General features: G+C 52.4%; 23 protein-coding genes. 13 read left to right on the top strand and 10 right to left on the bottom strand.

Annotated features, from left to right (window positions below; translation table 11 throughout):
- Positions 1 to 183 precede the first annotated feature (183 nt).
- From OCU43_RS12385 to OCU43_RS12375, 3 genes are all read right to left on the bottom strand, one after another.
- On the bottom strand, positions 184 to 1,263 hold the full coding sequence (locus OCU43_RS12385) for a DUF3080 family protein (protein WP_091355585.1): 1,080 nt from the start codon (positions 1,261 to 1,263) through the stop codon (positions 184 to 186).
- The gene (locus OCU43_RS12380; RefSeq protein ID WP_245756515.1) at positions 1,239 to 2,606 is read right to left on the bottom strand and encodes an MATE family efflux transporter; all 1,368 of its coding nucleotides are present in this window, start codon (positions 2,604 to 2,606) and stop codon (positions 1,239 to 1,241) included. Before OCU43_RS12380 ends, OCU43_RS12385 begins: the two co-directional genes overlap by 25 nt.
- Positions 2,607 to 2,687: 81 nt before the next feature.
- The gene (locus OCU43_RS12375; RefSeq protein WP_091355582.1) at positions 2,688 to 4,430 is read right to left on the bottom strand and encodes a PHA/PHB synthase family protein; all 1,743 of its coding nucleotides are present in this window, start codon (positions 4,428 to 4,430) and stop codon (positions 2,688 to 2,690) included.
- A gap of 435 nt (positions 4,431 to 4,865) precedes the next feature.
- Here OCU43_RS12375 and OCU43_RS12370 point away from each other — a divergent pair, with 435 nt between their 5' ends.
- On the top strand, positions 4,866 to 5,108 hold the full coding sequence (locus OCU43_RS12370) for a glutaredoxin family protein (protein ID WP_091355581.1): 243 nt from the start codon (positions 4,866 to 4,868) through the stop codon (positions 5,106 to 5,108).
- Here OCU43_RS12370 and OCU43_RS12365 read toward each other — a convergent pair.
- Together OCU43_RS12365 and OCU43_RS12360 are read right to left on the bottom strand one after the other, a co-directional pair.
- Positions 5,105 to 5,920 carry a TatD family hydrolase gene (locus OCU43_RS12365; protein ID WP_091355579.1) on the bottom strand — a complete coding sequence of 272 codons (816 nt, stop codon included), beginning with the start codon at positions 5,918 to 5,920 and terminating at the stop codon, positions 5,105 to 5,107. The genes OCU43_RS12370 and OCU43_RS12365 overlap by 4 nt on opposite strands.
- Positions 5,921 to 5,934: 14 nt before the next feature.
- Positions 5,935 to 7,974, bottom strand: a complete 2,040-nt coding sequence (locus OCU43_RS12360) for a transglycosylase SLT domain-containing protein (protein ID WP_175483457.1) — start codon at positions 7,972 to 7,974, stop codon at positions 5,935 to 5,937.
- A 223-nt stretch (positions 7,975 to 8,197) separates the two neighbouring features.
- On the opposite strand from OCU43_RS12360, the gene OCU43_RS12355 reads away from it, so the two are divergent.
- On the top strand, positions 8,198 to 10,084 hold the full coding sequence (locus OCU43_RS12355) for an ATP-binding cassette domain-containing protein (protein ID WP_091355575.1): 1,887 nt from the start codon (positions 8,198 to 8,200) through the stop codon (positions 10,082 to 10,084).
- A 33-nt stretch (positions 10,085 to 10,117) separates the two neighbouring features.
- Here the strand turns inward: OCU43_RS12355 and OCU43_RS12350 are convergent, their stop codons facing one another.
- Positions 10,118 to 10,558 (bottom strand): universal stress protein, encoded by a 441-nt coding sequence (locus OCU43_RS12350; protein ID WP_091355572.1) that lies wholly within the window; start codon positions 10,556 to 10,558, stop codon positions 10,118 to 10,120.
- A 95-nt stretch (positions 10,559 to 10,653) separates the two neighbouring features.
- Here OCU43_RS12350 and OCU43_RS12345 point away from each other — a divergent pair, with 95 nt between their 5' ends.
- Positions 10,654 to 11,160 carry a hypothetical protein gene (locus OCU43_RS12345; RefSeq protein ID WP_091355570.1) on the top strand — a complete coding sequence of 169 codons (507 nt, stop codon included), beginning with the start codon at positions 10,654 to 10,656 and terminating at the stop codon, positions 11,158 to 11,160.
- Between the two features lie 18 nt (positions 11,161 to 11,178).
- Positions 11,179 to 11,397, top strand: coding sequence for a DUF1653 domain-containing protein (locus OCU43_RS12340; RefSeq protein ID WP_091355568.1), 219 nt, complete (start codon positions 11,179 to 11,181; stop codon positions 11,395 to 11,397).
- Between the two features lie 3 nt (positions 11,398 to 11,400).
- Here the strand turns inward: OCU43_RS12340 and OCU43_RS12335 are convergent, their stop codons facing one another.
- Positions 11,401 to 12,132, bottom strand: coding sequence for a hypothetical protein (locus tag OCU43_RS12335; protein ID WP_091355565.1), 732 nt, complete (start codon positions 12,130 to 12,132; stop codon positions 11,401 to 11,403).
- A gap of 204 nt (positions 12,133 to 12,336) precedes the next feature.
- On the opposite strand from OCU43_RS12335, the gene topA reads away from it, so the two are divergent.
- The 3 genes from topA to OCU43_RS12320 all read left to right on the top strand — a co-directional run bounded on the left by topA (position 12,337) and on the right by OCU43_RS12320 (position 15,957).
- Positions 12,337 to 14,991: a type I DNA topoisomerase gene (gene topA, locus OCU43_RS12330; RefSeq protein ID WP_091355560.1), complete on the top strand. Its 2,655-nt coding sequence runs from the start codon at positions 12,337 to 12,339 to the stop codon at positions 14,989 to 14,991.
- Positions 14,992 to 15,004: 13 nt separating this feature from the next.
- The gene (locus OCU43_RS12325) at positions 15,005 to 15,529 is read left to right on the top strand and encodes a DUF6586 family protein (protein ID WP_091355558.1); all 525 of its coding nucleotides are present in this window, start codon (positions 15,005 to 15,007) and stop codon (positions 15,527 to 15,529) included.
- Positions 15,530 to 15,684: 155 nt separating this feature from the next.
- A complete protein-coding gene (locus OCU43_RS12320) occupies positions 15,685 to 15,957 on the top strand; it encodes a hypothetical protein (protein ID WP_091355555.1) in 273 nt (90 codons plus the stop codon).
- Between the two features lie 85 nt (positions 15,958 to 16,042).
- On the opposite strand, the gene OCU43_RS12315 is transcribed toward OCU43_RS12320, so the two are convergent.
- Both OCU43_RS12315 and lexA read right to left on the bottom strand, forming a co-directional pair.
- Positions 16,043 to 16,498, bottom strand: a complete 456-nt coding sequence (locus OCU43_RS12315) for a cell division inhibitor SulA (RefSeq protein ID WP_091355552.1) — start codon at positions 16,496 to 16,498, stop codon at positions 16,043 to 16,045.
- Positions 16,499 to 16,500: 2 nt separating this feature from the next.
- Positions 16,501 to 17,103, bottom strand: coding sequence for a transcriptional repressor LexA (lexA, locus tag OCU43_RS12310; RefSeq protein ID WP_091355551.1), 603 nt, complete (start codon positions 17,101 to 17,103; stop codon positions 16,501 to 16,503).
- 129 nt (positions 17,104 to 17,232) lie between these two features.
- On the opposite strand from lexA, the gene dinG reads away from it, so the two are divergent.
- From dinG to sixA, 6 genes are all read left to right on the top strand, one after another.
- On the top strand, positions 17,233 to 19,353 hold the full coding sequence (dinG, locus tag OCU43_RS12305) for an ATP-dependent DNA helicase DinG (protein ID WP_091355548.1): 2,121 nt from the start codon (positions 17,233 to 17,235) through the stop codon (positions 19,351 to 19,353).
- 287 nt (positions 19,354 to 19,640) lie between these two features.
- On the top strand, positions 19,641 to 20,819 hold the full coding sequence (gene rhlB / locus OCU43_RS12300; RefSeq protein WP_376787869.1) for an ATP-dependent RNA helicase RhlB: 1,179 nt from the start codon (positions 19,641 to 19,643) through the stop codon (positions 20,817 to 20,819).
- Between the two features lie 17 nt (positions 20,820 to 20,836).
- On the top strand, positions 20,837 to 22,279 hold the full coding sequence (locus OCU43_RS12295) for a protein adenylyltransferase SelO (protein WP_217647401.1): 1,443 nt from the start codon (positions 20,837 to 20,839) through the stop codon (positions 22,277 to 22,279).
- Between the two features lie 64 nt (positions 22,280 to 22,343).
- Positions 22,344 to 22,571 (top strand): hypothetical protein, encoded by a 228-nt coding sequence (locus tag OCU43_RS12290; RefSeq protein ID WP_091355540.1) that lies wholly within the window; start codon positions 22,344 to 22,346, stop codon positions 22,569 to 22,571.
- Between the two features lie 72 nt (positions 22,572 to 22,643).
- Positions 22,644 to 23,672 (top strand): NAD(P)H-dependent glycerol-3-phosphate dehydrogenase, encoded by a 1,029-nt coding sequence (locus OCU43_RS12285; protein ID WP_091355537.1) that lies wholly within the window; start codon positions 22,644 to 22,646, stop codon positions 23,670 to 23,672.
- Positions 23,672 to 24,124, top strand: a complete 453-nt coding sequence (sixA, locus tag OCU43_RS12280; RefSeq protein WP_091355534.1) for a phosphohistidine phosphatase SixA — start codon at positions 23,672 to 23,674, stop codon at positions 24,122 to 24,124. The genes OCU43_RS12285 and sixA overlap by 1 nt, the downstream gene beginning before the upstream one ends.
- Here sixA and OCU43_RS12275 read toward each other — a convergent pair.
- A complete protein-coding gene (locus tag OCU43_RS12275; RefSeq protein ID WP_091355531.1) occupies positions 24,066 to 25,928 on the bottom strand; it encodes a PglL family O-oligosaccharyltransferase in 1,863 nt (620 codons plus the stop codon). The genes sixA and OCU43_RS12275 overlap by 59 nt on opposite strands.
- Between the last annotated feature and the right edge of the window lie 24 nt (positions 25,929 to 25,952).

The following is a 25,952-nucleotide window of genomic DNA, read 5'->3' as shown; positions in this document are numbered from 1 at the left end:
ATAGCAGAATCAGGCCTGCAAGCAATCCCAGGCTGGAAAACCGGCCTGCAGAACTGTTTCTGGGTCTGTACTGTAGATCTCTGGACACGGTTAACCGCTTAAAAAATAAAGAGTAACTTTATTGTTTCACAGGGAAGATCACAACACCTGTATTATTTACTCAAAATGGTGTTTGTCAGGCGATTAACTACCCGGCATCAGATTGCACTGGCTGAGTAGCTGTTGCCAGGCCTTAGTATGGCGATCTCTCGCCGCTATATAGTTCTGCCACAGAGGGGCATCCGCATCGATAACCTGACTCTGATAGCGTTGCATCGCGGGGGGGATATGGTTGAAATTACTCAGCAGGCGGCGGTTCAGCTGCAGCCACTCCCTGCCTTCGCGATCAATTCTGGACATGTAGGGTTGTAGCTCGCCAGCATAGTATTTGCTGAAAACGTTTTTCACGATTAATGCTTTCGGAGTCGCGTTTTTGTTAAAGCAGAGGGGCCTTCTTCTGAGTCTGGCTTCTATCACGCCAGCGGTGTGTTCGAGGGTGTGGGTGATCAGATAGACCGATCGCAACCAGCGGCTGCCGAAACGCAGAGTAGAGAGGGCCTGGTAGTGAGGTTCAAGCTGATCAAGGTAATCCGGTTCAGTCCATTCTGTCTGCGCTGCATCGATTGTGCTGTTCAGGGTAGCAACCTGATTCAGTATGAGTAATGCCTGGCGGCTCTGACTGAAACCGTCGTCATCGTTCAGGGGCAGGGCTGGTTCAGAGCGGGAAAAGTTTCGTTCCATCGCTTCGCTGGTAAAAATGCCGTTCCAGAGCGCTGCTTCGAAGTCGTGTTTTTTTATTTGATAAAGTTTTTCAACCTGATGGATCAGTTGTGGATCTGCTGTCTGAGACCGCTGCAAAGTTTGTCGGCAACTTCCCAGACCGGAGAGCAGGCGTACCTCATAGACCAGCTGCCGGGAGGGGGGCATCACTTTTCCCAGAGAGCTGTTGCGCTCAGCGATCAGGTTGAGGAGCTGGCAGTGGCGCAGGTTGAGCACTTCAATCAGCCCCTGGCGCAGGTCTGTTACCGGCCGTATCCGTTCTCGGCGGCGAGGGTAGGCAGGCAGTGGCAGCTGAATATCCAGGTCAAGCCTGGTGTCACTGTCCAGGCTGTTGGCCACCCGGTCGCTGTAGCGCTCCAGCATTGTTTCGACGGGGCGCTGATCACAGCCCTGGAGCAGGACCGTGGCGATCAGGATTATCAGGAACCTGTGGGACGTTTGCATCTTGGTTTAATGGTCTGATAGCGCAATAGTAACAGTATAGCGCCAACAGACAGTCCAGCGATCATACCCAGCCAGAAACCCCGGGCTCCGGTTGCCGGAACGATAAGATCAGTAAGTCCCAGAAGGTATCCCAAAGGCAGACCAATCAGCCAGTAAGCGGTAAATACGATCATCAGTGGCACGGCGGTATCTTTGTGACCTCTTAAGATGCCTGCGCTGGCCACCTGAATCGCATCCGGTATCTGAAAAATTGCGGCGATCAGCAGCAGGCTGCTGGCCAGCTGGATGATATCGCTATTGTCGCTGTACATAGCTGCTATCTGCATCGACAGCAGAGCGATCAGTGTGCAGCTGATAACCGAGCTGCAGCACACCAGGGCGTAGCCATTACGGGCCGTGATAGCGGCGCTAAGCGGGTCTTTACGGCCATTAAACTGTCCAATTCTGATTGTCAGGGCCATGGCGATGCTGAGGGGGATCATAAACACCATGCCGGTAAAGCTGAGGGTGATCTGATGCGCGGCGATGACAATCTCCCCCAACCGGGCAATCAGCAGGGCGATAACCGTAAACATGCTGACCTCGATCAGCAGTGTAAATCCGATCGGTATCCCGATGCGCAATATGGTCAGCAGGTAGTTTGCTCTGGGCCGGGGCAGGGTGATCAGATAGAGAGAGCGAAAATGGCGGGAGTAGCGAAGGTAACAGCCGCTTGAGAGTGCCATAATCCACATTACTATGGTGGTTGCCCAGCCGCAGCCAACACCCCCCAGCTCGGGAAAACCCAGTTTGCCGTAGATCAGCAGGTAGTTGAGTGGAATGTTGCACAGCAGGGCGAACAGAGCGATCTTCATCAGTGGCTGGGTTTTACCCAGCCCCTCTGAGTAGCTGCGAGCCCCCTGATAGAGCATCATCCCCGGTATTCCCCAGGAAAGGGCATCCAGATAACCCAGGGTTTTTATTTTCAGGCTACCGGTTACCTGCATCAGATCGAGAACCACCTCCATGTTGCGGAGTATCAGCCAGGCGAATGCTCCGGCGAAAAGCGCAATCAGCACCCCCTGATGGAATATCAGCCGGGTTCTGCGCAACTGATCACTGCCCGCATGGTTGGCAACCATGGGGGTGATCGCCATCAGCAGACCGCCCAGCGAGATAAGCACAGGCAGCCAGATGCCGGAACCCAGAGCGACGGCAGCCAGATCTTCTGCGCCATAGCGGGCCGCCATCAGGGTATCAATAAATCCCATGGCGGCTTGTGACAGTTCAGCAATCAGGATAGGAACAGCCAGGGCGAGAATCTGACGGCTTTCCTGTAAAGAGAGTGTGGCAAGTGGTTTCAAAGGGTGTCAGTCGCAGGTCTGAGAAGCAGGAATAAAAAAACCGGGGCGCAGGCCCCGGTTTATTATCGGTGGTTTCGCTGATTAGTCAACGCGACTGGCAACATAACGGCCGGGAGCCGCTTCAATCGCTTTAAACTCTGCGTTACCGTAATCTTTCGGCGCATCAACCTTCTTGCCCGCCTTGGGTTTAAGCCACTTGGCCCAGTTTGGCCACCAGCTGCCCTCCTGACGTTCAGCGGTTTCCAGCCAGTGATCAGGGCCCTGACCCAGCTCGCCGCCGGTCCAGTAGTTACGGCGGTTCTTGGAAGCCGGGTTAATAACCCCTGCTACGTGTCCGCTGGCGCCCAGTACAAACTCAATCTTACCCTGCATCATCTCGGTACCTTTGAAGGTACCTTTCCAGGGGGCGATGTGATCCTCAATAGTGGAAAGGAAGTAAACCGGAATCTTGATATCGCGCAGGTCAATGGATTCGCCACAAATCGTCAGACCACCCGGTTGAGCCAGTTTGTTGTTGATATACATCTCGTTGATATAGAAGTTGTACATCTTAGCTGGCAGGTTGGTCGAGTCTGAGTTCCAGTAAAGGATATCGAATGGAGCCGGGTTCTGGCCTTTGAGATAGTTGTTAACAACATAGGACCATACCAGATCGTTAGAACGCAGCATGTTGAATGCGGTTGCCAGGTTGCGGCCGTTGAGCAGACCTTCATCATCGACTTTCTGAGTCAGCTGCTTAACCTGCTGTTCATCGATGAAGACACTCAGATCACCCGGATCGGTAAAGTCGGTCAGGGTGGTCAGGAATGTGGCTGAAGCTATGGATTCATCTTTGCGCTTGGCCATGACGGCCAGCGTGGAGGCCAGAATAGTGCCGCCGATACACCATGACACGCAGTTGATTTTATCCTGCTCAGTGATCTTCTTGACCGCCTCAACCGCTTTCAGGGTGCCATTTTCAACATAATCATCCCAGGAGATACCACGCTGTTCCACTGTTGGGTTGACCCAGGAGATAAGGAAAACTGTCATGCCCTGATCGACGCAGTATTTAACGTAGGAGTTATGCTCCTGCAGATCCAGTATGTAAAACTTGTTGATGCAGGGTGGGACGATCAACGTCGGGCGGCTATATACCTGTTCAGTAGAAGGCTTATATTGAATCAGCTGCAGCATTTCGTTTTCAAAAACAACGGCACCCTCTGATGTAGCAATGTTCTCACCCAGAGTGAATGCGGCTTCATCGGTCATGGTAATACGACCTTTTTCCACATCGCCCAGCAGATTTTGCAGGCCATCAATTAAGCTTTGTCCTTTGGTTTCCAATGCCTGTTGCAGCACTTCAGGGTTGGTCAGTGCAAAGTTGGTCGGTGACATGGCATCGGTATATTGCTGAGTATAGAACTCAAGCTTTTTCTGCTCGCTATCGCTTAGTTTAGCGTTGGCCGCCATATCATTGAGCAGGTTTGATGTCAGCAGATAGGATTGCTTTATGTAAGAGAAAACCGGGTTTTGGCTCCACTCTTCAGCGGCGAAACGGCGATCGCCTTTCTGTGGCTCAGCAACGGGCTTCTCCACCGACTTTCCGGTCAGGATATTCTGCCACAGGTTGATCTGTGCTTGCTGATAGTCTGTAATCGCCCGAACCCATACTGAAGGGTCTTCGAAAGAGCGGGCTGCCAGTTCGGTCCAGGACTGCGTAAACTGCTTAAACATATCTTCGCTTTTCCCCTGAGAATAGATCTCCAGAACTTTTTTGCTTTCCTGATTAAGATAGTTGATAAACTCTTGCGGGTTGGAGAGGATGTTGCTGTTATTTTCCATAAAACTGCCTTCTTTCTGGAGCCTGCCTTGAGTATGCGGTGCCAACTTCTATGGTGGGCTATCGCGAGTTGGTAACGGGCTAAAATTGTATAACTGTCTGACGGGCCGGCAGGTTATGCACTTGACTAGATTGCTCCGGCTATTTTTCAAACAGAGACCCTGAGCATAGACAACTTGATGCGGCGCAGCAAGCTTCTATTGCCCTACTTTAGTCAGATTGATTGGGTTCTTTGTGCTATGCCGCCGAAAATATATCACCGGAATGTTGCAGTTTTCTTTAATCTGTATCGATATGGCCGACGGTATCCGGTTGTGGCTGGCTAGGGGAGAGATCTCCGTAAAAGATCCTTCAATTACGATATAATCAACCCGGTGAGCAGTACAACCAAAGTGTCCGGTACCAAAAAGCAGAATCGAAGAGGATAGAGAGACTTAATGCGACAGTTTTTACTTATGAGCAGTGTGGGGTGTCATCTGTGCGATGAAGCCGCCGACATTCTCATCCATTCTATGGATCCGCAGTTGCATCAGCTGGATGAGGTGGATATCGCCTATGACGATGCGCTGTTGGAAAAATACGCGCTGCTCATTCCCGTGCTGGTGGATGAGGTCAGTGGTGAAGAGTTGCGCTGGCCCTTTGATCACCAGGACGTCGGCCGTTTTATCGCCCGTCTTTAAGTATCTGTCTGATTAAACCGGAAGAGTCTCTCGCAATTGATCTCAGTCTGTTGCGCCAGCTGTTGTGGGTCGCAGTCTCTCTGCCGGGCGACCTGTTCGAGAATATGTGTCAGGTATAACGGCAGATTACGGCGGCTTTTAGGCCGGGGTTTCAGGTCACGCGGCAGCAGGTAGGGGGCGTCGGTTTCCAGCATCAGGCGGTCAGCAGGGATCTCTTTGACCAGGCGTAATAGCTCGCTTCCCCGGCGCTCATCGCAGATCCAGCCGGTAATACCGATATAGAGATCAAGGTCGAGGTAGTGATAGAGCTCTTCGCGGTTGCCGGTAAAGCAGTGGGCAACACCTCCATAGAGCTGATCTCTGGCGTCCCTGAGCATCTCAACCTGACGGCTGTGAGCATCCCGTTCATGCAGAAATAGTGGCAGGCCCGATTCGGCAGCCAGCTCCAGCTGTTGCTCAAAGGCCCGGATCTGTTGTTCTGGCGGGGAGAAATTGCGGTTGAAATCCAGCCCTGTTTCACCCACCGCGCGAACTTCCGGCTGTTTGAGCAAGTCTGTCAGGGTTTCCCGGGTGGTCGATGTGAACTCTTTACTGTAATGAGGGTGAACCCCGGCAGTGCAAAACAGCTGATCGGGATATTGCCGGCAAAGACTGATCGCCTGCTCACTACTGGCGGCAGTGGTGCCGGTGATCAGCATCCGTTTGACTCCAACCGCTTCAGCCTCCTGAATCACCGTTTCACGGTCGGCATCAAAGGCGCTATCGGTAAGATTAATACCGATATCTGTGAGAGAGAAGTGGGCTTTATTCATTGAGACTGCCGTTGTTAACGGGTTGTGGTGTTATCACTGTTAATCCTGATAAAGTCTCTGAGCTGTTCCGCCTGGGTCGCTCCGGTTGAATTTTGCAGCGCAACACGGAAGGCTGTTTGTCCTTCCAGTATATGTGAGGGTTGACCTGCCAGGGTCCTGTATACCGCGTGATAGGCCATTACGTTCATCACATAGCGACGGGTTTCGTTAAACGGAATGGTTTCTATCCAGATATCAACTGGCAGCGATCCCCGCTCTTTTAACCAGCGTTTCACCCGGTGAGGGCCTGCGTTATAGGCTGCGGTGGCATAGATCTGATTGTTGTCGAATTTTTCCTGCATGTCGGCCAGGTAGGCAACCCCGAGCGCTATGTTGGTTTCTGGTTGATACAGATCGCTGCTGTTGCTGTAGGGAACATTGTGGTGCTTCGCCGTTGTTTTAGCTGTTTTGGGCATCAGCTGCATTAGCCCCCGGGCCCCGACGCGGGAGCGGGCGTGAGGCTGATAAGCGCTCTCCTGACGGGCGATGGCTCGAGCCCAGTTGGTGTCGATGCGGTATTTGCCTGCCAGCCTGGAAAAGGTTTCAGAGTAGGGCATTGGGAAGCGCAGGCTTATGTCGTCCCAGTATTTTGCCTGAGCGACACCGATGATCGCCATATTGTGCCAGCCCCAGCGGTGCAATACGGTGGCTGCGATACGAAGTTGATCAGCATCGTAGTCGCGGGTCATCTGATTCCACTCTCTGCGGGCCAGGTAGCGCTCATCCAGTTGATACAGCTCGTGGATACGCTGCATCGCCGGGAGATCTTGCTGTTGAGCAACCGTTGTTTCAGGGACCCGGTCCTGTTGTGGGTTGAGACGAAAACCGGTTTGCAGGGTGCGGGCCGCCAGTAAACCGTAATAGCTGCGCTCTCTGCTGAGATTGACAAAGGCATCCGAGTAGCTGGGTTTGAGCCCCTCAATATGACTGGCGGAAAGCGTTTTCCAATAGACCCAGCGCTCATCCTGCTGACTTTCGACAGGTAATTGACTAATCAACTGGTGGACCTTTTTCCAGTTGAGATCGGTCAGTGCCAGCATGATGCGGCGCTCCTGAATCTCATCGTCATGGGGATGGTTTAGCTGACTCAGCAGCTTGTCTGTTTGTTTGTCCGGGCGGTAGGTCAGGCGTCGTGCAAGGTTGCGCGATAGTGTTTGCTGATCATCCGGGCTGAAGGAAAGCTTCGGGCGAACCTTTAACCATACCTGTGTGGCAGCCTGCGGGCTTTTTCTCGATAGTCGGTCGATACCATACAGATAGGTTGTCTGGCTAGCGAGATTATCGCCTGGCAGATAGGCAGGATCCTGTACCAGTGAGGGAGTTTTGCGAACGGCGAAGAACCGCTCGGTCGCCTGTTTCTGTTGTTTCTGTTTGATAAACCGCGTCAGATACTGGGCCAGCCTGAAGTTATCATGGTCAACCGCTTTCCAGAACCGCTGGTATGCCAGCTTGCTGGAGGGGGCGTGATACTGAGTCATCCACTGTTTAAACACCGGGTCGCATGCGTTAGAGATGGAGTGACCGGTATTCCATAAGCTCTCAATCTCTTTCACGGCCAGGCGGGGCTGACCGGTTTGCAATAACGCATAGCGATAGTTGCACTCATACTGCTCACTATTAACCCCGGCGCTCTGATATGCAGTGATATAGGGTTTCCAGCGTTTGTTTTCCGCCAGATAGCTGAGCCATTTCTGCTGCAGCGGGTACACCGTGGGAACCCCTTCGTACTGTTTAGCGTAGAGGTTTATATGGTGCTGAGCGACAGTGTCGAAGTTATGAATCAGCTCCTGCTGCTCCAGATAGGGGTACAGAGGGTAGTCGGTTAAGCGGGATTTAAGCTGGTAAAACGTTTCCAGGTCATCTCCCTCCAGCATCTTGAGGGCCTGCAGATAAAGCTGTTGTGGTTCACTGGTTGTTTGCGCAGTTGAATCGGCATAGGTAAGGCAGGGTACACTGGTCATGACTGAACAGAGAAAAGCGCTGCAGATAATCCGGGACAGTTTAGTGGCGCTCATAATATAAAACATATATCCATATTTCGGTGATCACTGTTACCCAATCATAGCGGCAATGGTGGCGTAAACTCGAGAGAAATATATCCCGGTTTGGTGAAATTTTTACAGTGTCAGCGGTATCTCCCTGTTCTTTAAGGATAACTATAAATATATTTTCTTTGCGTATCACGCTGCTAAGGTTTTTCTGTAGAATATGCGGCCAACGATTTTGGTGGATTTAAGCATGGCTCTGATCAGACTGGATAAGGTCTCTGTCGCGTTTGGCGATAAACAACTACTCGATCATATCGACTTTCAACTCGATAAAGGTGAACGGGTTGCTCTGGTGGGCATTAATGGCGCGGGTAAATCAACGTTGCTGAAAGTGCTGGCCCGGCATCAGCCAACAGATGATGGTGATATCTGGCAGGATGGTGGTGCCCGTGTTGCCGAGTTGTCTCAGATGTTGCCAGCCGCTGATGAGCGCCGGGTCAGCGATGTGGTTGCCTCAGGTTGCGCTGAAACCGTAGATCTGCTGAATCGCTATCAAACCCTGGCTATGAGCCACAGCGATGCAGATATGGCCGAACTGGAACGGTTGCAACATCAGATTGAACAGGTCGATGGCTGGCATCTGGAACAGAAGATTCAGCAGGTTCTGGAACGTCTTGAGCTGGATGGTGAGCAGCAGATGTCTGCACTTTCGGGAGGCTGGCGCCGTCGGGCCGCGCTGGGGGCTGCTCTGGTACAGTCGCCGGATATATTGCTGCTGGATGAGCCCACCAACCACCTGGATATCGAAACTATAGAGTGGCTTGAAAAGCAGATTATGGAGTTTCGTGGGGGTGTGCTATTTATCTCCCACGACCGCTCGCTGGTAGAACGACTGGCGACCCGTATTGTTGAGCTTGATCGTGGTCATCTGACCTCCTTCCCCGGCAATTATTCTGCCTATCTGACGCAAAAAGAAAAGCTGCTGGAAGAGGAGGAACGTCATAACGCGCTGTTTGATAAGCGTCTGGCTGAAGAAGAAAAGTGGATTCGTCAGGGCATAAAAGCGCGAAGGACCCGTAATGAGGGACGTGTCAGAGCGCTGAAGGATCTGCGTGTAGAGCGTTCACAGCGGCGTGAGCTACAGGGTAAAGCGAAGTTTCAGGTCGAGCAGGCGGATCGTTCCGGTAAGATCGTTATCGAAGTAGATCATGTCAGCCATCACTACAACAATGAGCCGGTAATCAGCGATCTGACGCTCTCTGTCCAGCGGGGGGATCGTATCGGCCTGATCGGGCCTAACGGTATTGGTAAGAGTACCCTGTTAAAGGTGCTGCTGGGACAGTTGGTGCCTGATCAGGGGACGGTTAAGCTGGGTACCAGCCTGAATATTGCCTACTTTGATCAGCTGAGAGGTAAGTTGAACCCTGAGAAAACCATTATCGATAACATTTCCGAAGGGCGGGAAAGTATTACCATCAATGGAAAATCTCGCCATATCATCAGTTATCTGAGTGATTTTCTGTTCTCTCCTGAGCGGGCCCGTACCCCGGTTAAAGCGCTGTCTGGTGGTGAGTGTAACCGGGTGATGCTGGCGAAACTGTTCAGTCAGCCATCAAATCTGCTGGTGCTGGATGAGCCGACCAACGATCTGGATATTGAAACGCTGGAACTGTTGGAGGAGATTCTGCTGGAATACAAAGGCACCCTGTTGCTGGTAAGCCACGACCGTGCATTTCTGGATAACGTGGTCACTTCGACCCTGGTGTTTGAGGGCGAAGGGCGGATTCAGGAGTATGTTGGTGGATATGAAGACTGGCTGCGACAGCGCTCAGAGACTGTTGCTCCCCCTGTATCCAAAGCTGACAACAGACCTGAGACGGTGGTCGAACAGACGGTTGCCAGTACGCCGGTAAAGAAAAAGCTCAGCTACAAACTACAACGGGAGCTGGACCTCCTTCCCGGGCAGATAGAGCAGCTGGAAGGGGAGATTGAACAACTGCATCTGGAGACCAGTGCGCCGGATTTTTACACCGGAGACCACCAACAGGTATCCACCAGGCTGGCTGAGTTGCAGAGTAAAGAAACCCAGCTTGAAGAGCTCATGGAGCGCTGGGTTGAATTAGAGGCGATGCTGTAACTGTCAGTCGTTAGCGCATGGGAGTAGTAAATACTACTCCTTAGCTTTAACCCGGATAGCCAGTACGTCGCACTTGGCACCGTGAAGTATACCGTTCGCGGTGGAGCCTAATAGCAGCGCCAGACCATGGCGGCCATGGCTTCCGACTAAAATCAGATCGCATCCCTGTTCTTCTGCAACCCGGTGAACCTCAGTTTCGGTGTGTCCTGAGACCACATGGCACTGCTTAACCTGATAATCCAGCTGTTTGCAGTAACGGGTCATTTTGCTCTGGGCATGCTCATCCAGTTGCGCCTGAATAGTTGTCAGATCCATTGGCACATCACCGCCATAAGCGAAGCTCAGGGGCTCAATCACGTGGATCAGAGACAGCTCTGCGCTGGTGCATTCAGCCAGCTGTTTTACTTTGCCGATCAGCTGATCAGACTCTTCAGACAGGTCGGTCGCCACTAGTATATGTTTATATAGGGACATGGGGTTATCTCCTTTTGCTTTCTATTTAAGAGAGTAGCATACAGTTCCTGGTTTTAATTCTGACCAGGGTCAAATGAGTTTGTTGAGGATCAAATATGAAGTGGGCCATTATCGTTTTGATTATGATGTCATTACTGGGGTCGATGATGTGGGTTATGCCGAGTCCCCGGCAGCGTTTTTTGGCAAAACTCAGACAACAGGCCTCCCGTCAGGGATTTCAGGTGCAGATAGTACGCGTTACACCACCCCGGGCAGCGGGGCAGGTAAAGCCGGAGGTACTGAACGCCACTGCTTATCGCTTACCCCGTTATAACCTGGAAAAAAAGCACAGAGAAAACTTTACCGAATGGCAGATCTTCCGTCAGACCGCTGTGGCAAATGAAGGCTTGCCCGAAGGCTGGTGCTGGGGAACAGGGGAGCGCAGTCTTAATGAGCAGCAGTTGGTGTTCCTTAATCAGCTAATCGATAAGCTACCGGCGGGGGTTTCGTCGATTGAATCGACTCCGGTTCATATATCACTGTACTGGGACGAAAAGGGCGATGAAGATACTTTGCAACAGTTAAAGGATTTACTGCAGCCGTTTATTGATCAGCAATTCTGACCTGACAGAGGAGGTTTTATGACAGTTAAACCCGGTTTATATCAGCATTATAAGGGCGCGGAATATCAGGTATTACATCTTGCCAGACATTCTGAGACAGAGGAGTGGCTGGTGGTTTACCAGCCCTGTTATGGCGAACGGGATATATGGGTGCGGCCGTTATCGATGTTCACTGAAAATGTGACGGTTACCGATGGTTCGGTGGTCCCCAGATTTCGTTTTCTGCGGCCAGCTTAAGCCCTAGCCCTGCTCCTCTTTGCCCTCTTTAGCGGTCAGCTCTGCAAGTGATGCCGCCAGATTTCCCGCCGCCATGGCGCTGCTGGGGCGTGCCTGGTTAAGCAGGTCTCTGATGGTATCGATATAATCCTGTTTCTGTTTTTGCGGTACATTGGCCCGTGCAATCATCGCTTTGGCATGTTTGTAGTGGGACATGGCCAGTAACTTATCATCCCGTTGTAGGTAGTAGTTGCCCTGATGAATGTGGGCATCGACAAAGACAGACACATGCAGCCAGTAGAGGTCATGCTGAAACTGCTTTGCCCGTGAAACACTGAGTTTTCCTGCCTGGGCCATCTCAATACAGAGTTTTTCTGCATGCTGAATATGGATCTGGGCTTTTTTTAGTGCCCGGTCGTTGTTAAAGCCCCCGGGCGCCGGGTTGACGCGGTCGGTGCTCTCCTTCTGGGCGCTGATATCCTGCAGCAGATCAGAGTCGGGAGCCAGCATGGAGATCTCTCCAATCATGCTGACCACGTAGCCGCTTAATGCATCAATAATCTCAGAGCGGCAGTTTGCCTCCCTGAGGATGGCAAGGGTTTCCAGCGCTTCTCCAGAAGCCTTATTCAGCTCTCTCAATCGCTTTGTACGATATTCCTGTTGCTGCTCTCTGGTGGAAAAAAAATTATTAACCAGTAGCGCAACAAATCCTATGCCGATCAAAGAAAAAAGAAAAATCAGGTTGTCTTGCAACATATTCTCAGGTAGTTGTAATTAAGTAACAGGCTCATAATGGCGGCAGCATACTGTATTTAAGCTACCAGAAACATACCTTTATTAGCCAATATTGTTGATCAATTTGCGTGTTTTTTTTGGCGGAAGCTTGACCCTGCTGGTTACAGCCCTTATATATGCACGCTGTTTTGTATTGTCACCTTGTCCTTTAAGGATTGTATTTATATGGGAAAGTCCCTAGTTATTGTTGAGTCACCTGCCAAAGCGAAAACCATAAACAAGTATCTGGGTAACCAGTTTGTGGTTAAATCGAGTGTGGGCCACATTCGTGATCTGCCCACCAGTGGCTCGGGTAACGGGGCCGGCTCAGACCCTAAAGAGCGTGCTCGTCAGGCCGCGTTAACCCGCAAAATGTCTCCCGAAGAGAAGCTCCTGCACAAAGCCGAGAAAAGTAAAAAACAGCTGATCGCCCGTATGGGGGTTGATCCCGAACATGGCTGGGATGCCCGCTATGAAATTCTGCCGGGTAAAGAAAAAGTTGTTGATGAGTTAAGGCGACTGGCAAAAGATGCAGACACTATCTATCTCGCAACCGATTTGGACCGCGAGGGTGAGGCGATTGCCTGGCATCTGCGGGAAGCCATCGGCGGCGAAGACGGTCGTTACAAACGAGTGGTATTTAACGAGATAACCAAGAAAGCGATTCAGGAAGCGTTTAAGCAGCCCGGTGAGCTGGATCTCAATCGGGTCAATGCCCAGCAGGCCCGGCGCTTCCTTGATCGGGTGGTTGGTTACATGGTTTCACCGCTGCTGTGGGAGAAAGTTGCCCGGGGGCTGTCCGCAGGACGGGTTCAGTCGGTTGCGGTTCGCTTGCTGGTCGAGCGAGAAAAAGAGATTCGCAGTTTTATTCCTGAAGAGTTCTGGGAGCTGCATGCCGACGTTGAGTCTGAAAAGCAGGAAGCGCTGCGCCTGCAGGTAGATAAGTTTCAGAATCAGAGCTTCCGTCCGGTCAGCGCAGCAGAGACCGATGCACACCTGGAACAACTGAAACAGCAGCAGTTCAGGGTTACAAATCGTCAGGACCGGCCTACCAGTAGCCGTCCGTCAGCCCCCTTTATCACATCGACCCTGCAGCAGGCGGCCAGCACCCGGCTGGGGTTTGGGGTGAAGAAAACTATGATGATGGCCCAGCGGCTCTATGAAGCGGGTTATATCACCTATATGCGTACCGATTCGACCAACCTCAGTGCAGAGGCGGTTGCTGCATGTCGGGATTATATCAGTGATAACTTTGGCAGTAAGTATCTGCCGGAAACGGCTAACTCTTACAGCAGCAAAGAGGGGGCTCAGGAGGCGCACGAAGCGATTCGGCCATCCGATGTCACGCTTGAGGCGACCGCACTGAACGGGATGGAGCGGGATGCTGAGCGGCTATATGAACTGATCCGACGCCAGTTTCTGGCATGTCAGATGACACCTGCACTTTACACAAGTACCCGCATCACTGTGACAGCGGGTGACTTTGAATTGCGAACCAAAGGCCGGATTCTGCGCTTTGATGGTTATACCCGGGTGATGAACAGCCAGGGGAAAAATGAAGATATCATTTTGCCGGATGTGCAGCAGGGGGATCTGCTGAAGTTACAACAGCTGGATCCGAAACAGCATTTTACCAAGCCTGCCCCCCGTTACACTGAAGCCAGCCTGGTAAAAGAGCTGGAAAAGCGGGGCATTGGACGTCCCTCGACCTATGCCTCGATTATCTCGACGATTCAGGATCGTGGCTATGTTGAAGTTCAGAACCGCCGGTTTTATGCCCAGAAAATGGGTGATATCGTCACCGAGAGACTGGTAGAAAACTTTACCGACCTGATGGATTTCGGTTTTACCGCACGGATGGAGGAGTCGCTGGACGATATCGCCACCGGTAATGCCGACTGGAAAATGCTGTTGAACCAGTTTTACGAAGGTTTCAGTAACCGGTTGTTACAGGCTCAGCATCCAGATTCGGGTATGCGGCTGAATGCGCCGACAGAAACCGATATCCCCTGTCCCTCCTGTGGCCGGATGATGATGATCCGCACCGGCACCACCGGGGTTTTCCTGGGCTGCTCCGGCTATGCGTTACCGCCGAAGGAGCGTTGCAAAACCACCATGAACCTGATTCATGGCGATGAAGTGGTCAGTGTTGACGGCGACGATGAAGAGGAATCGCGGATTCTGCGTAATAAGCATCGTTGTAAGATATGTGATACGGCGATGGATAGCTACCTGATTGATGAGCAGCGTAAGTTGCATATCTGTGGCAACAACCCGGACTGTCCTGGGTTTGAAGTGGAAAAAGGTAGCTTTAAGATTAAAGGCTATGATGGGCCAGTACTGGAATGTGATAAGTGCGGTTCAGAGATGCAGCTGAAAACGGGGCGTTTCGGTAAGTTCTTTGGTTGTACCAGTGAAACTTGCAAAAACACGCGTAAATTATTGAAAAATGGTGAAGCGGCTCCGCCGAAAATGGATCCTGTACCCATGCCAGAGCTGCAGTGCGACAATGTTGATGACACCTTCATTCTGCGTGATGGTGCCTCCGGTCTGTTTCTTGCTGCCAGTCAGTTTCCCCGCAAACGGGAGACCCGTGCGCCTAAGGTGGCCGAACTGTTGCCACACAAAAATGAGATCGACCCGAAATATAGCTTTTTGTTTAGTGCACCAGTCGCTGACGATGAGGGAAATCCCACCATCGTACGTTACAGCCGGAAAACAAAAGAGCAGTATGTTATGACGGAAGTAGACGGCAAAGCGACCGGATGGCGGGCATTTTATACCGGTGGTAAATGGGTTGCAGAGACCGCCAAAGCGAAGAAGCAAGCAGCAAAGAAGTGAACGGAGACAACGTATGAGCGGTGTGTACCTGACCCGTACCAATCAGAAATTAAATTTTACCCGTATACATCTGGATGCACTTAAAGTTGCTCAGGAATCAACCGGCTGGAGTAAGCATGCGCTGATCGATTCGTACAATGAGTCGGTGCTGTTTCATATGGTTTCTGCCTATAGTTCGCTGTTGCGCGAAATAGCTGAACAGTACCGTTTCGATGCGAACCGGATCACTAAACTGAGTCAGCTAACCGAGCAGATGGAGGCGCAGGGGCTGGAAGCCCCGGAAGTAGCCGAACTGCAGCAGCTGCATGATGATACCAATAGCTGGCTGCACCATCTCCTGGCCGCGTATAAGGCTTGCTGGCGTGCTGAGGAGCATAATCAGTCTGCGGGGCAGGCGGAGAGTGTTTCGGAGATACATGTGATGCAGATCAATCCGGATCATGCAGAAGATGCAGATATTCTGCGCGAATATCAGAGCTGGTTTAACCAGTTTAAAATGCTGGTAGAGCGGCTGCGTGCCGGGATGCAGGAGTGGTAACCACACCCGTTCAGGTGAAATTTTTTCTGTACAGATAAGGGGGTATCAATATTAACGTGCGCTCTGAATCTGTATAGTGGTTGTGATAAGGCTTTGTAGCGAGCCGATTACCACTGTTTTTTTCAAACCCGGGTGCGGCCTGGAATGAGAACAATATGTCAGATATGTTTTTGGAAATTATTGAGCTGGATGACGGACAGATAGCGCTGCGACGGGCGGATTCTGATGATGAGCCCATTATGCGGATCAGCTTCTCCGACAGTGTCAGAGAGCAGCTTGAAGAGGAGTGCATCGATGTGGCAAAGGTGATGCTCACGGCAGGCATCCACATGATCTCAGATCTGAATGGTAAAGCGATCGATGCTGACAATGGAGTCAGCGAGATAGAGTCTGATGATGCGGATCCTCAGCCAAGAGTGATTCATTAATCCTGTCTGATTTATCGGGCCAAATGTAAAATAAAAAAACAGCGCAATGCGCTGTTTTTTTATTTTACTGGTTGAACCTGTTGCCTCAGCTGAGGCGACGATCACGGATCACAATGCCATGGCTCTTGCCGTTTGCAGCAGCGCATTCCAGACCTGCCAGTTCATCATTGCTCAGTACGCCAGGCCAGCTGATCACCGCATGGCAGGTTCCGGCTTTAAGCGCCTGACAGGCTAGCTGATAAGTTGAGTGACTCTGGTCCGGCTGCAATAACATTACCTTTTTGAGGTCGATGCCAGCGGCTTCAAGTAAGCTCTTTGGCAGGGTTGCCGGTGGAGCGATCCAGGCGAACCAGCGGTCATCCTTGCTCAATTGTGCAAGCAGCGGCAGTAGCATGGTCATTTCCCCAAAATCACTGCCTTGCAGGACTATTTCGGTAATTTTACCGGCCAGGCCTGTTTGATGCGGTTGTGCTGTTGCCGGACGGATAAGCCCTGGCAGAACGGGTTCTGAGCTGTTGAAACTGCTAACTGCGTGCAACATGATTAATGTCCTCTTCTGATAACCCCGACACCGAGGCCTTCAATTGAGAGTTCCTGCGTTTGCAGGTCGACCACAATAGGCTCGAACTCTTCATTTTCTGCGATCAGGTAAACCAGGTTACCCTCGCGTTTAAAGCGTTTAACGGTGACATCGTTGTCGATTCTGGCGACCACGATTTCGCCATTTTTAGCACTCTGGCACTGATGAACTGCGAGCAGGTCACCATCCATAATGCCGATGTTTTTCATACTGGTACCACGAACCCTGAGCAGGTAGTCGGCCTGAGGGTGGAAAAAGTCCGACGCGATGGTTATGCGGTCTTCGACATTTTCCTGCGCCAGTATAGGTTCACCGGCAGCAACCTGACCTACCACAGGCAGCCCCGGTTCGTCATCGAAGCCGGGAATCCGTATACCCCGGGAGGTGCCGGGGATCATCTCAATCGCACCCTTGCGGGCAAGCGCTTTGAGGTGTTCCTCTGCGGCGTTAGCCGACTTAAACCCCAGCTCTTTTGCTATATCTGCACGGGTTGGCGGATATCCGGTGGTGCTGATGCATTTTTTTATGCATTCAAGTACATCTGTTTGGCGTTGTGTCAGTTTCATGATGAACTCTGTTTTTTTATCCAGTAGCTGTAACTATATACAGTATTTTGGGTTTGTAAACATTTTTCTGTCTATTTATCCAGTATTATTGCTAGAATGTGCGTGGTTACAGTGTATTAGGGCGGTCAGGTGCTTTCAGAAGAGATAAAAAAAGAGATACAGGGAGCGTACCGGCGGTTTCTCGAGAGTCGTCAGCTTAAACCACGGATGGGTCAGAAGCAGATGATTGCTGAAGTGGCTAAGGTGCTTGGGGCGATCCTTCAGGATGAGAAATCCCATCGCCTTGGTGAGCAGCATGTCAGCGTCATCGAAGCGGGCACCGGCACCGGCAAAACCATCGGTTACCTGCTGGCAGTACTGCCAATCGCTAAAGCCAGGGGCAAAAAGGTGGTTCTTTCGACGGCGACGGTGGCGCTACAGGAACAGCTGCTGAATAAGGATCTCCCCGAAGTTGCAGAGCATGCCGGATTATCATTCAGTTTCGGGCTTGCCAAGGGACGGGGACGCTATTTCTGTATCAGTAAAGCAGAACAGCATCTTGACGCTCATGGCGCGACGGGGCAGCAGGCGCTGTATGAGGATGAGTTGTCGCTGAGACTCGACACCGATACGGTCGAATTTTATAAGAGTCTGCTCAACGAGTTTGCTGCAGGACGCTGGGATGGTGACCGGGATAACCTGACCCAGGATATCAGTGATCAGGATTGGAGCCCGCTGACCAGCGATCATTTGCAGTGTACCAATCGGCGCTGCAGTAATTTCTCCGCCTGTAGCTTTTTTAAAGCGCGTAAAGATCTCGATCAGGCGGAATGTGTGATTGCTAATCATGATATCGTGCTGGCCGATCTGGCGCTGGGGGGAGGGGCGATTTTGCCTGATCCCGCGGAAACGATCTATATCTTTGATGAGGGACACCACCTGTCCGATAAGGCCAGTGGCCATTTCTCCTTTAACCTGCGATTGAAATCAACCGAACGCTGGCTTGCCAGTACCATCAAACAGCTGGATAAAATGCTGGAGCAAACCGGCACGCCGCAGCTGTTGAGTGATTATGTTCAGCAGCAGAGAAGACCGGCAGAAGACCTTCAGGTGGTACTGAATAACTGGGCTGAGCTGATCAGACCCGTTCTGCTGGATGATTCCTTCAAGCGGCCGAAAGAGCGGTTTCGCTATACCGGCGGAGTTGTGCCTGATGAGGTCAGGCAGTTTGGTCTGCAGGTTGAACACCTGGCTGCCCGGATGACAACAAAGATGGAGATGATTCTGGACCTGCTCAAGGAGTCCCTTGATGGCGAAGGGGGCATCGATCGTCAGCCGGCAGAGATCTGGTATCCCCGTGTCGGGATGATGGTCGCCAGGCTGCAGACCATTACTGGCCTGGGACGGTCGATGGGTCATCCGGATGCCGGGGACAGTTCGCCGACAGCACGCTGGCTAAGCCTGGTGGAAACGGCTCAGGGGTATGATTTCGAGTGCAGCACCGCACCGGTGTCCGCTGCCGAGATGTTGCGGATGAATCTCTGGCAGCACTGTTACGCGGCGGTAGTGACCTCTGCGACACTGACCGCCCTGGGACGGTTTGACCGGCTGCTTGCTGATCTCGGGTTACCTGCAGAAACTGCCTGCTTTACTCTGCCCAGTCCGTTCGACCATTATCATGCTGCCGAGCTTTATGTTCCCCCCATGAAGGTTGAAGCTAATGATGTTGAACTGCATACTCAGGCGGTCACTGATTATCTTAATGCTGAACTGAAGACCGATTCCGGTACGCTGGTGTTGTTCAGCTCCTGGCGGCAAATGAGATCAGTGCTTGCCAGTCTCGACGAAAAGCTCAACAATAGGGTCCTGTCGCAGGGTGATTTCAGTAAAAATGAGATACTGAAGCGCCATAAGGCTGAAATTGACGAGGGGCGCGGAAGTATTATTTTCGGCCTCGCCTCTTTTACTGAAGGGGTAGACCTTCCCGGTGATTACCTCACCGAAGTGATTATTACCAAAATCCCTTTCAGTGTGCCGGATGATCCGGTAGACGCTACCATGGCTGAGTGGATTGAGCAGCATGGCGGCAATCCATTTATGGAATGGTCGGTGCCGATGGCATCGGTACGATTAACTCAGGCCGCAGGACGGCTGCTGCGCACCGAGCAGGACCGGGGACGAATCGTACTACTGGACCGACGGGTGGTAACCCGGCGTTACGGCCGGCAGCTACTGGACTCGCTGCCACCATTCCGAAGAAATATTAGCTAACCGTTCGCCCACGCGGATAAGGTATAACTTTGTTAAAGAAACTATTTAAACGTTCACACGATAACGCATCACAAAACAGTCAGTCATCGGTTGCCAGTCCTGCTGTAAAGCAAACGGCAGCGGCAACACCGGTAAAAAGCAACAAGGCCGCTGAGCGATCAGGTCGCAGTGCTGATTCAGCTGAGCGTCCCAAAGCGGCAACGTCCGACAGCGTAAAGCCGAAAGCGACTAAATCGAAAGCGCGAAAAGCTGCTCCCGTTAAGCCCTGGCGGCGCGAAGATTTTGCAGTGGAACCGGTGGAAGGGAAAAAACGCTTCCATGATTTTGATCTGCCCGACGATGTGATGCACGCTATTGCCGATCTTAATTTTAAATACTGTTCTGATATTCAGGCGGCCACGTTGGTGGAATCGCTGGAAGGGCGGGACATGATCGGTAAAGCGCAGACCGGCACAGGTAAAACCGCTGCCTTCCTGATCAGCATAATCACCGATCTGCTTGACTATCCGCTCGAATATAAGCCGGCTAAGGGGGTTCCCCGGGCGCTGATTATCGCGCCAACCCGGGAGCTGGCGCTGCAGATCGCATCGGATGCAGAAGAGCTGGGGAAATATGCCAATATCGGCGTGGTCGCCCTGGTGGGTGGCATGGATTATGACCGACAGCGTAAGCAGCTGGCTGCCCGCCCGGTCGATATTCTGGTGGCAACTCCGGGACGTCTGATCGATTTTGTGCGCTCCTCTGACGTTGATCTGGGGGATGTCGAGGTGCTGGTGCTGGATGAGGCCGACCGGATGCTGAGTATGGGGTTTATTCCCGATGTTCGCACGATTATTCGTCATACACCGCGCAAGGGAGATCGTCAGACGCTGCTGTACAGTGCGACTTTCACCGATGATGTGATGAATCTCGCGCGCCAATGGACTGTCGATGCCAAGGTGATCGAGATCGCCCCGGAACAGAAAAGTACGGACTCCGTTGAGCAACTGGTGTATCTGGTGTCGCGCAAGGATAAATACAAACTACTGCGTAACTTTATGCAGCTTAATCAGCTTGAACGGGTGATCGTGTTTGGCAATCGTCGTGATGAAACCCGGCGCCTGGCTGAGCGACTGCAGAAAGATGGTCTTAAGGCCTCGTTGATGTCGGGAGAGATTACCCAGCAGAAGCGGGTGAAAACCCTGGAAGATTTTCGCAGCGGTAAAATCAATATCCTGGTGGCCACCGATGTTGCCGGGCGTGGCATCCATGTGGATGGCGTCAGTCATGTGATTAACTACGCGTTGCCTGAGGATGCGGACGATTATGTGCACCGCATCGGCCGGACCGGACGGGCCGGTTCAACCGGTACCTCGATCAGTTTTGCCACCGAAGATGATTCCTTCCTGTTACCTGAAATTGAAGAGGTTGCCGGGGTGAAAATGAAGTGCGTATACCCAGATCCGAACCTGCTTGAGCCGGTATAACAACCATACGGGACGCGATGATGACGAGGTCTGGGTTGGATCAGCTACAGCTCGGGAACCGCTTTGCGGAGTTACCGGCCTCTTTTTATGCACGGGTTCAACCTCTGCCGTTGGACAATCCCCGTCTGGTTGCCTTCAGTTCTGATACCGCCGCTCTCATCGGGCTTGACCCCTGCCAGTTTTCTGAGCTGCAGTTAAGCGAGTATTTTGGCGGCCAGCGGTTGCCTGAGGGGAGTGATCCGCTGGCGACGGTGTACGCGGGACATCAGTTTGGAGGTTATACGGCCCAGTTGGGTGACGGTCGGGCTCTGTTGCTTGGGGACCTGCCGGGCTCTGATGGCCAGCGCTGGGAGCTGCAACTGAAGGGAAGTGGCAAAACCCCCTACTCACGACATGGCGATGGCCGTGCTGCCTTGCGCTCTGTTATCCGGGAATATCTTGGCAGCGAAGCACTGGCTGCGCTGGGGGTGCCCACCACCCGGGCATTGTGCATTGTTGGCAGTGACACGCAGATCTACCGGGACTCGATCGAGTCTGCGGCCTCGATGGTGCGGCTGAGTCCCAGCCATATCCGTTTCGGTCATTTCGAATATTTCTATTACAGTCGCCAACCGGACCAGTTAAAACAGCTGTCCGACTTTGTTATCCGGCACTACTACCCCCAGTGTGCCAGCGCGGCGAATCCCTACCTGGCGATGTATTCTGAAATACTGGGGAGGACCGCAAAACTGATAGCCCGGTGGCAGGCGCTGGGCTTTTGTCACGGGGTGATGAATACCGACAATATGTCGATTCTCGGTCTGACCCTGGACTATGGCCCCTTCGCTTTTCTGGATGGTTATCAGCCGGACTACACCAGTAACCGCACCGATGAACATGGTCGCTATGCCTATCATCAGCAGCCCTCAGTGGCGTTGTGGAACTGTGTTTGTCTGGCTCAGAGTCTCACTGGCCTGGTGAAACAGGCTGACCTCGAATCTGCCCTCAGCCGCTTTGAGTCTGTCTATGCGGTCGCTTATACCGAACAGATGAAGCAGCGTCTGGGAATGGAGGGAAAGGAGCGCCAGGATGGGGCATTGATTGAAGCCTTGCTACAGCTTCTGCAGCAGGTAAATGCTGATTATCATTGTGCTTTTCTGAAGCTGGAACAAGCTGCCACAGGCGAGGTCGAACCCTTTATCGCGCTGCTGGGCGATAGTCCACAGGTCAGAGACTGGCTTAGCCAGTATCTCAGTCGGATCAATAGCGATGCGACGATACAGATGAAGCAACATAACCCCAGGGTTGTGTTGCGCAGCTATCTGACTCAGCAGGTGATTGAACAGGCTGTGGCGGGGGATTTCAGTGGGCTGGTCAAATTGCATGATGCAGTGCGCGCACCGTTTAAAGAGCGCACGGATATATATGCTCAGCCGCCCCCTGAAGGAGATAAAAATCTCTCGCTCAGTTGTTCATCCTGATTGGCGAGTATCGTGTCAATTTCAGATGTAATATTACCGAGTTATCAGTTACAAAGAGGAACCCATGGATAAACATAAGACTGGCCGTATCAGTCAGGTTCTGGCAATTGTTGTCAGCCTGTTTTTTATTTTTATTGCGATAAACGGTTATCAGCGAACCGGTGATGTCGCCGTGGCTCTCCTGTTCGGCTTGCTGGCAGTACTTGGGTATTTTATCGTTAAGCTGCTATTTTCAGGGGTTAATAAACTGCTGGATTCGCTGGATGAGAAGCACAATAAGGGTTCTGAATAGTGGTTTCCGGCAATTGTCCGGCCTTTAACAGAAACGAGTTTAAGCACATTGATAATAAGTAAGGATTCTCTGATGACAGACAGGGTAAAAGTTGCAGTACTGGGCGGCGGCAGTTTTGGTACTGTACTGGCAAACCTGATTGGCAGTAAGGGCGAACAGGTTTATCTGTGGATGCGAAATGCCGAACGGGCCGAAGAGATCAATCGCAGCCATGAGAACCACCGCTACCTTCCCGGGCGGCCATTATCGGAAAACCTGACAGCAACAGCTGATCTGCAACAGGCATTGCAGGATGCTGAGATTGTCTTTGTTTCGATACCAAGCCAGTCGTTCCGTGAAGTGATCCGGCAGGCAAAACCATTTTTACGTGCCGACCAGATAGTCGTAAGCACAACCAAAGGGATTGAAGCTAAAAGCTTCAGCCTGATGAGTCAGATTCTCAGCGAGGAACTGCCGGGCAACCCTATCGGCGTCATCAGCGGGCCAAACCTGGCGAAAGAGATCGTACAGCAACAACTCACCGCGACAGTGATCGCCAGTGAGGATGAACGGGTCAGAACGGCCGTGCAGCAGATTCTTCACTGTGCTTTCTTTCGCGTCTATGCCAGCAGCGATATGTACGGTGTCGAGTTGGGGGGGACGCTAAAAAATATCTATGCGATTGCTTCGGGACTGAGTGCGGCGCTGGGTATGGGGGAGAATACTAAAAGTATGCTGATGACCCGAAGCCTGGCAGAGATGAGCCGTTTTGCCGTGCAGCTGGGAGCAAATCCGATGACCTTTCTCGGTTTAGCCGGCGTGGGAGATCTGATTGTTACCTGCTCATCGCCCCTGAGTCGCAACTATCGGGTTGGCTATGCTCTGGGTGAGGGGAAGACGCTTGAAGACGCTGTCGAGTCGCTGGGTGAGGTAGCCGAGGGGGTTAACACGCTGCGCTATGTGAAAGAGAAAGCTGACGAGCTGGAGATCTACATGCCGCTGGTCAGCGGTCTTTATGAGGTGGTGTTTAATCATGCACCGGTGTCTCAGGTGGCAAAAATGATGATGCTGAATACCCAGAGCAGCGATGTTGAGTTTGTTCTGCCAAGAGCCGATCTCTGATGCGCTTACTGCTGTTACGCCATGGAGAGGCAGGTTTTGATGCCCCCAGAGATGAACTGCGCTACCTAACGGAAAGAGGGCGGTTGCAGCTGCGTCAGCTGTTGACCCAACAGGCAGACGAATTTGCAGGGGTGCAGCGAATAGTACATAGTCCCTACCTGCGCACCTGTCAGACGGCTGAGCTGGTGCGCGAGGTGGTGTCGGTTAACGCCGAACCGCTGGATCTGCTGACGCCGGAATCAGCACCTCAGCAGGTGGTCGACTGGCTCAGTGAACAACGCGATGACAGCCTGCTGCTGGTGACCCATCAGCCGTTGGTCGGCTTGTTGGTGTCGCTACTCTGTGAGGCAGACCTGAGCCACCCGGAGCCGATGTTGCCGGGCGCTCTGGCGATTATTGAACTGGAGTTTCCGGCTGCCGGGCTGGGACAGCTGCAGAAACTGCTGCGCTAGCTGCACGGCTTGCTCCAGTTGTCGCTCCGCTGGCTGAAGGGCTGATTGTCTTAGTCAGGGGTGTTCCTGATATAACCTGTTTTATCAACCGGGCACTCTCGTTCAATGTCTTGATTTTGGGGTAACGGGCCTGTCCGTCTTCAATGGTTTGCAGCGCTTTCTGTTTTTGTCCGGTTGCCAGATATGCCCGGGACAGATCGATATAGAGCTGCGGTATCGGGGTGTATTCGATATAGGGGGTTGCCCACTGAATAAACTGCGGTGCAAACTGTCCCTGACGGGCGTTCAACTGGCGTAACAGCAGGGTGCGCATAAAATACAGCTCAGCATCGTCGCGGAAGAAAGGGTTACTCAGGGCCGGTTGCAGCAACGCCGGTTCAGTCATCCGGCCCTGTAAAAAGCGGATAATGCTGTTGTTGGCCTGCACAGTCTGAAGCATCACAGCGGTCACTCCCAGAAACAGAGCGACCGCAGAGATACCGCAGGTTAGCTCAGCGGAGCGGCTTAGTCCCAGTGGTTTTGTGGCCCGGCTGTGACGCAGCACGATAAAGATAAGGAACAGCATCAGGAACCAGGGAATATTGCTGATATAGAAGGGCAGTTCCACCTGGGTATGTAAACCGATTGGGATCAGCATCGCCATATAGCTCAGACCGCGACGCCAGCCACAGCTGAAGGCCGCATAGATAACCGTGATAACGGAGATCAGAATGCCCGCGATAGCGATAAGCCCCCCCTCCACCAACCAGAACATCAACTCATTATGGGGATGGCTGAGGCGGTCGGGAGGCAGGTTAGCATCGGGAAACCGCTGCAGGTAATCGACTTTCTGATCGTGCCAGACTTTCTGGAAACTACCGATGCCATGGCCGCTGAGCGGTTGCTGCTTAAATACCTCATAGGAGATCTTATAGATATTGATGCGGCTGTTTGAGCCGGAACTGGCAACCCCCTCGTTGTTTGTTCTGGCCAGATCGCCGAGCTTAGCGGTGCTGTTGTGGATGCCCTGCTGGCCCATGAACAGTGCTGCGGCGATGGCGATGGCTGCGGCGATCACCAATGGTTTGCGTTGCAGAAAACTGCGCCAGTTACAGAACAATAGAATCACGCCACCGGCGACGGCTGACAGCAGCCCGGTGCGGGATCCCGAAAAGGCGACAATAAAGCAGCTCAGAAAGATGCTGGCAAGCAGCACCAGAATAAGCATTGGCCGGGGCTTTAATGCCAGCGGACGGCTAAGCAGAAACAGCCCGGCCATCAGCACCGTTGCCTGAAACGATGCATGGATATTGATCTGTTGAAAAATACTGTAGGGTATCCCTTTGCTGGGGGTTATCACCAGTGGCAGGATACTGGGCCAGAGAATCTGGGAGACGCCATAGAGCCCGTGCACAATACCTGCGATCAGTATAATGATCAGCCCCCGTTCTACATCCCGGGGAGAAAAGCGAAACTGGAACAGGGCGATCAGAAACATAAAACCGCCGAGTATATAGAGTTGCCGGAACAGCCACTCGGTAGGCAGGAAGTTCTCGACGATGAAACCGAGGATAATCATACCGATCGGCAGCGCTGCCATCGCCAGCCATAAGCGGGGGTAGCTGAACTGTTTCTCTCGCAGCATCAGCAGCGTTGCGCAGGATATGATCAGTACTGCGGCGATCCAGACAGTGATATTGTGCGAGATCGACATCCCTTCGCCACCGAGGTTGGGCTGAAAGAACAGGGTCGCCGGGATAAACAGTATCCCCAGTAACCATAGCCCTGCCTGTTGCGGTTCAATCCGTGATAGTGTGTTGCTCATCAGAGGCCTCGGGGTCGGTGAATC

Source organism: Amphritea atlantica (genome assembly GCF_024347255.1).
Classification (GTDB): Bacteria; Pseudomonadota; Gammaproteobacteria; order Pseudomonadales; family Balneatricaceae; genus Amphritea; species Amphritea atlantica.
The sequence above is the reverse complement of the archived record's forward strand: the minus strand, read 5'-3'. Positions and strand labels throughout refer to the sequence as shown.

Excerpts from the sequence above, each read along its gene's own strand:
- OCU43_RS12385 (WP_091355585.1), bottom strand. The coding sequence starts at position 1,263 with ATGCAAACGTCCCACAGGTTCCTGATAATCCTGATCGCCACGGTCCTG.
- OCU43_RS12375 (WP_091355582.1), bottom strand. The coding sequence starts at position 4,430 with ATGGAAAATAACAGCAACATCCTCTCCAACCCGCAAGAGTTTATCAAC.
- OCU43_RS12370 (WP_091355581.1), top strand. The coding sequence starts at position 4,866 with ATGCGACAGTTTTTACTTATGAGCAGTGTGGGGTGTCATCTGTGCGAT.
- OCU43_RS12365 (WP_091355579.1), bottom strand. The coding sequence starts at position 5,920 with ATGAATAAAGCCCACTTCTCTCTCACAGATATCGGTATTAATCTTACC.
- OCU43_RS12360 (WP_175483457.1), bottom strand. The coding sequence starts at position 7,974 with ATGAGCGCCACTAAACTGTCCCGGATTATCTGCAGCGCTTTTCTCTGT.
- OCU43_RS12355 (WP_091355575.1), top strand. The coding sequence starts at position 8,198 with ATGGCTCTGATCAGACTGGATAAGGTCTCTGTCGCGTTTGGCGATAAA.
- OCU43_RS12350 (WP_091355572.1), bottom strand. The coding sequence starts at position 10,558 with ATGTCCCTATATAAACATATACTAGTGGCGACCGACCTGTCTGAAGAG.
- OCU43_RS12345 (WP_091355570.1), top strand. The coding sequence starts at position 10,654 with ATGAAGTGGGCCATTATCGTTTTGATTATGATGTCATTACTGGGGTCG.
- OCU43_RS12340 (WP_091355568.1), top strand. The coding sequence starts at position 11,179 with ATGACAGTTAAACCCGGTTTATATCAGCATTATAAGGGCGCGGAATAT.
- OCU43_RS12335 (WP_091355565.1), bottom strand. The coding sequence starts at position 12,132 with ATGTTGCAAGACAACCTGATTTTTCTTTTTTCTTTGATCGGCATAGGA.
- topA (WP_091355560.1), top strand. The coding sequence starts at position 12,337 with ATGGGAAAGTCCCTAGTTATTGTTGAGTCACCTGCCAAAGCGAAAACC.
- OCU43_RS12325 (WP_091355558.1), top strand. The coding sequence starts at position 15,005 with ATGAGCGGTGTGTACCTGACCCGTACCAATCAGAAATTAAATTTTACC.
- OCU43_RS12320 (WP_091355555.1), top strand. The coding sequence starts at position 15,685 with ATGTCAGATATGTTTTTGGAAATTATTGAGCTGGATGACGGACAGATA.
- OCU43_RS12315 (WP_091355552.1), bottom strand. The coding sequence starts at position 16,498 with ATGTTGCACGCAGTTAGCAGTTTCAACAGCTCAGAACCCGTTCTGCCA.
- lexA (WP_091355551.1), bottom strand. The coding sequence starts at position 17,103 with ATGAAACTGACACAACGCCAAACAGATGTACTTGAATGCATAAAAAAA.
- OCU43_RS12295 (WP_217647401.1), top strand. The coding sequence starts at position 20,837 with ATGATGACGAGGTCTGGGTTGGATCAGCTACAGCTCGGGAACCGCTTT.
- OCU43_RS12290 (WP_091355540.1), top strand. The coding sequence starts at position 22,344 with ATGGATAAACATAAGACTGGCCGTATCAGTCAGGTTCTGGCAATTGTT.
- OCU43_RS12285 (WP_091355537.1), top strand. The coding sequence starts at position 22,644 with ATGACAGACAGGGTAAAAGTTGCAGTACTGGGCGGCGGCAGTTTTGGT.
- sixA (WP_091355534.1), top strand. The coding sequence starts at position 23,672 with ATGCGCTTACTGCTGTTACGCCATGGAGAGGCAGGTTTTGATGCCCCC.
- OCU43_RS12275 (WP_091355531.1), bottom strand. The coding sequence starts at position 25,928 with ATGAGCAACACACTATCACGGATTGAACCGCAACAGGCAGGGCTATGG.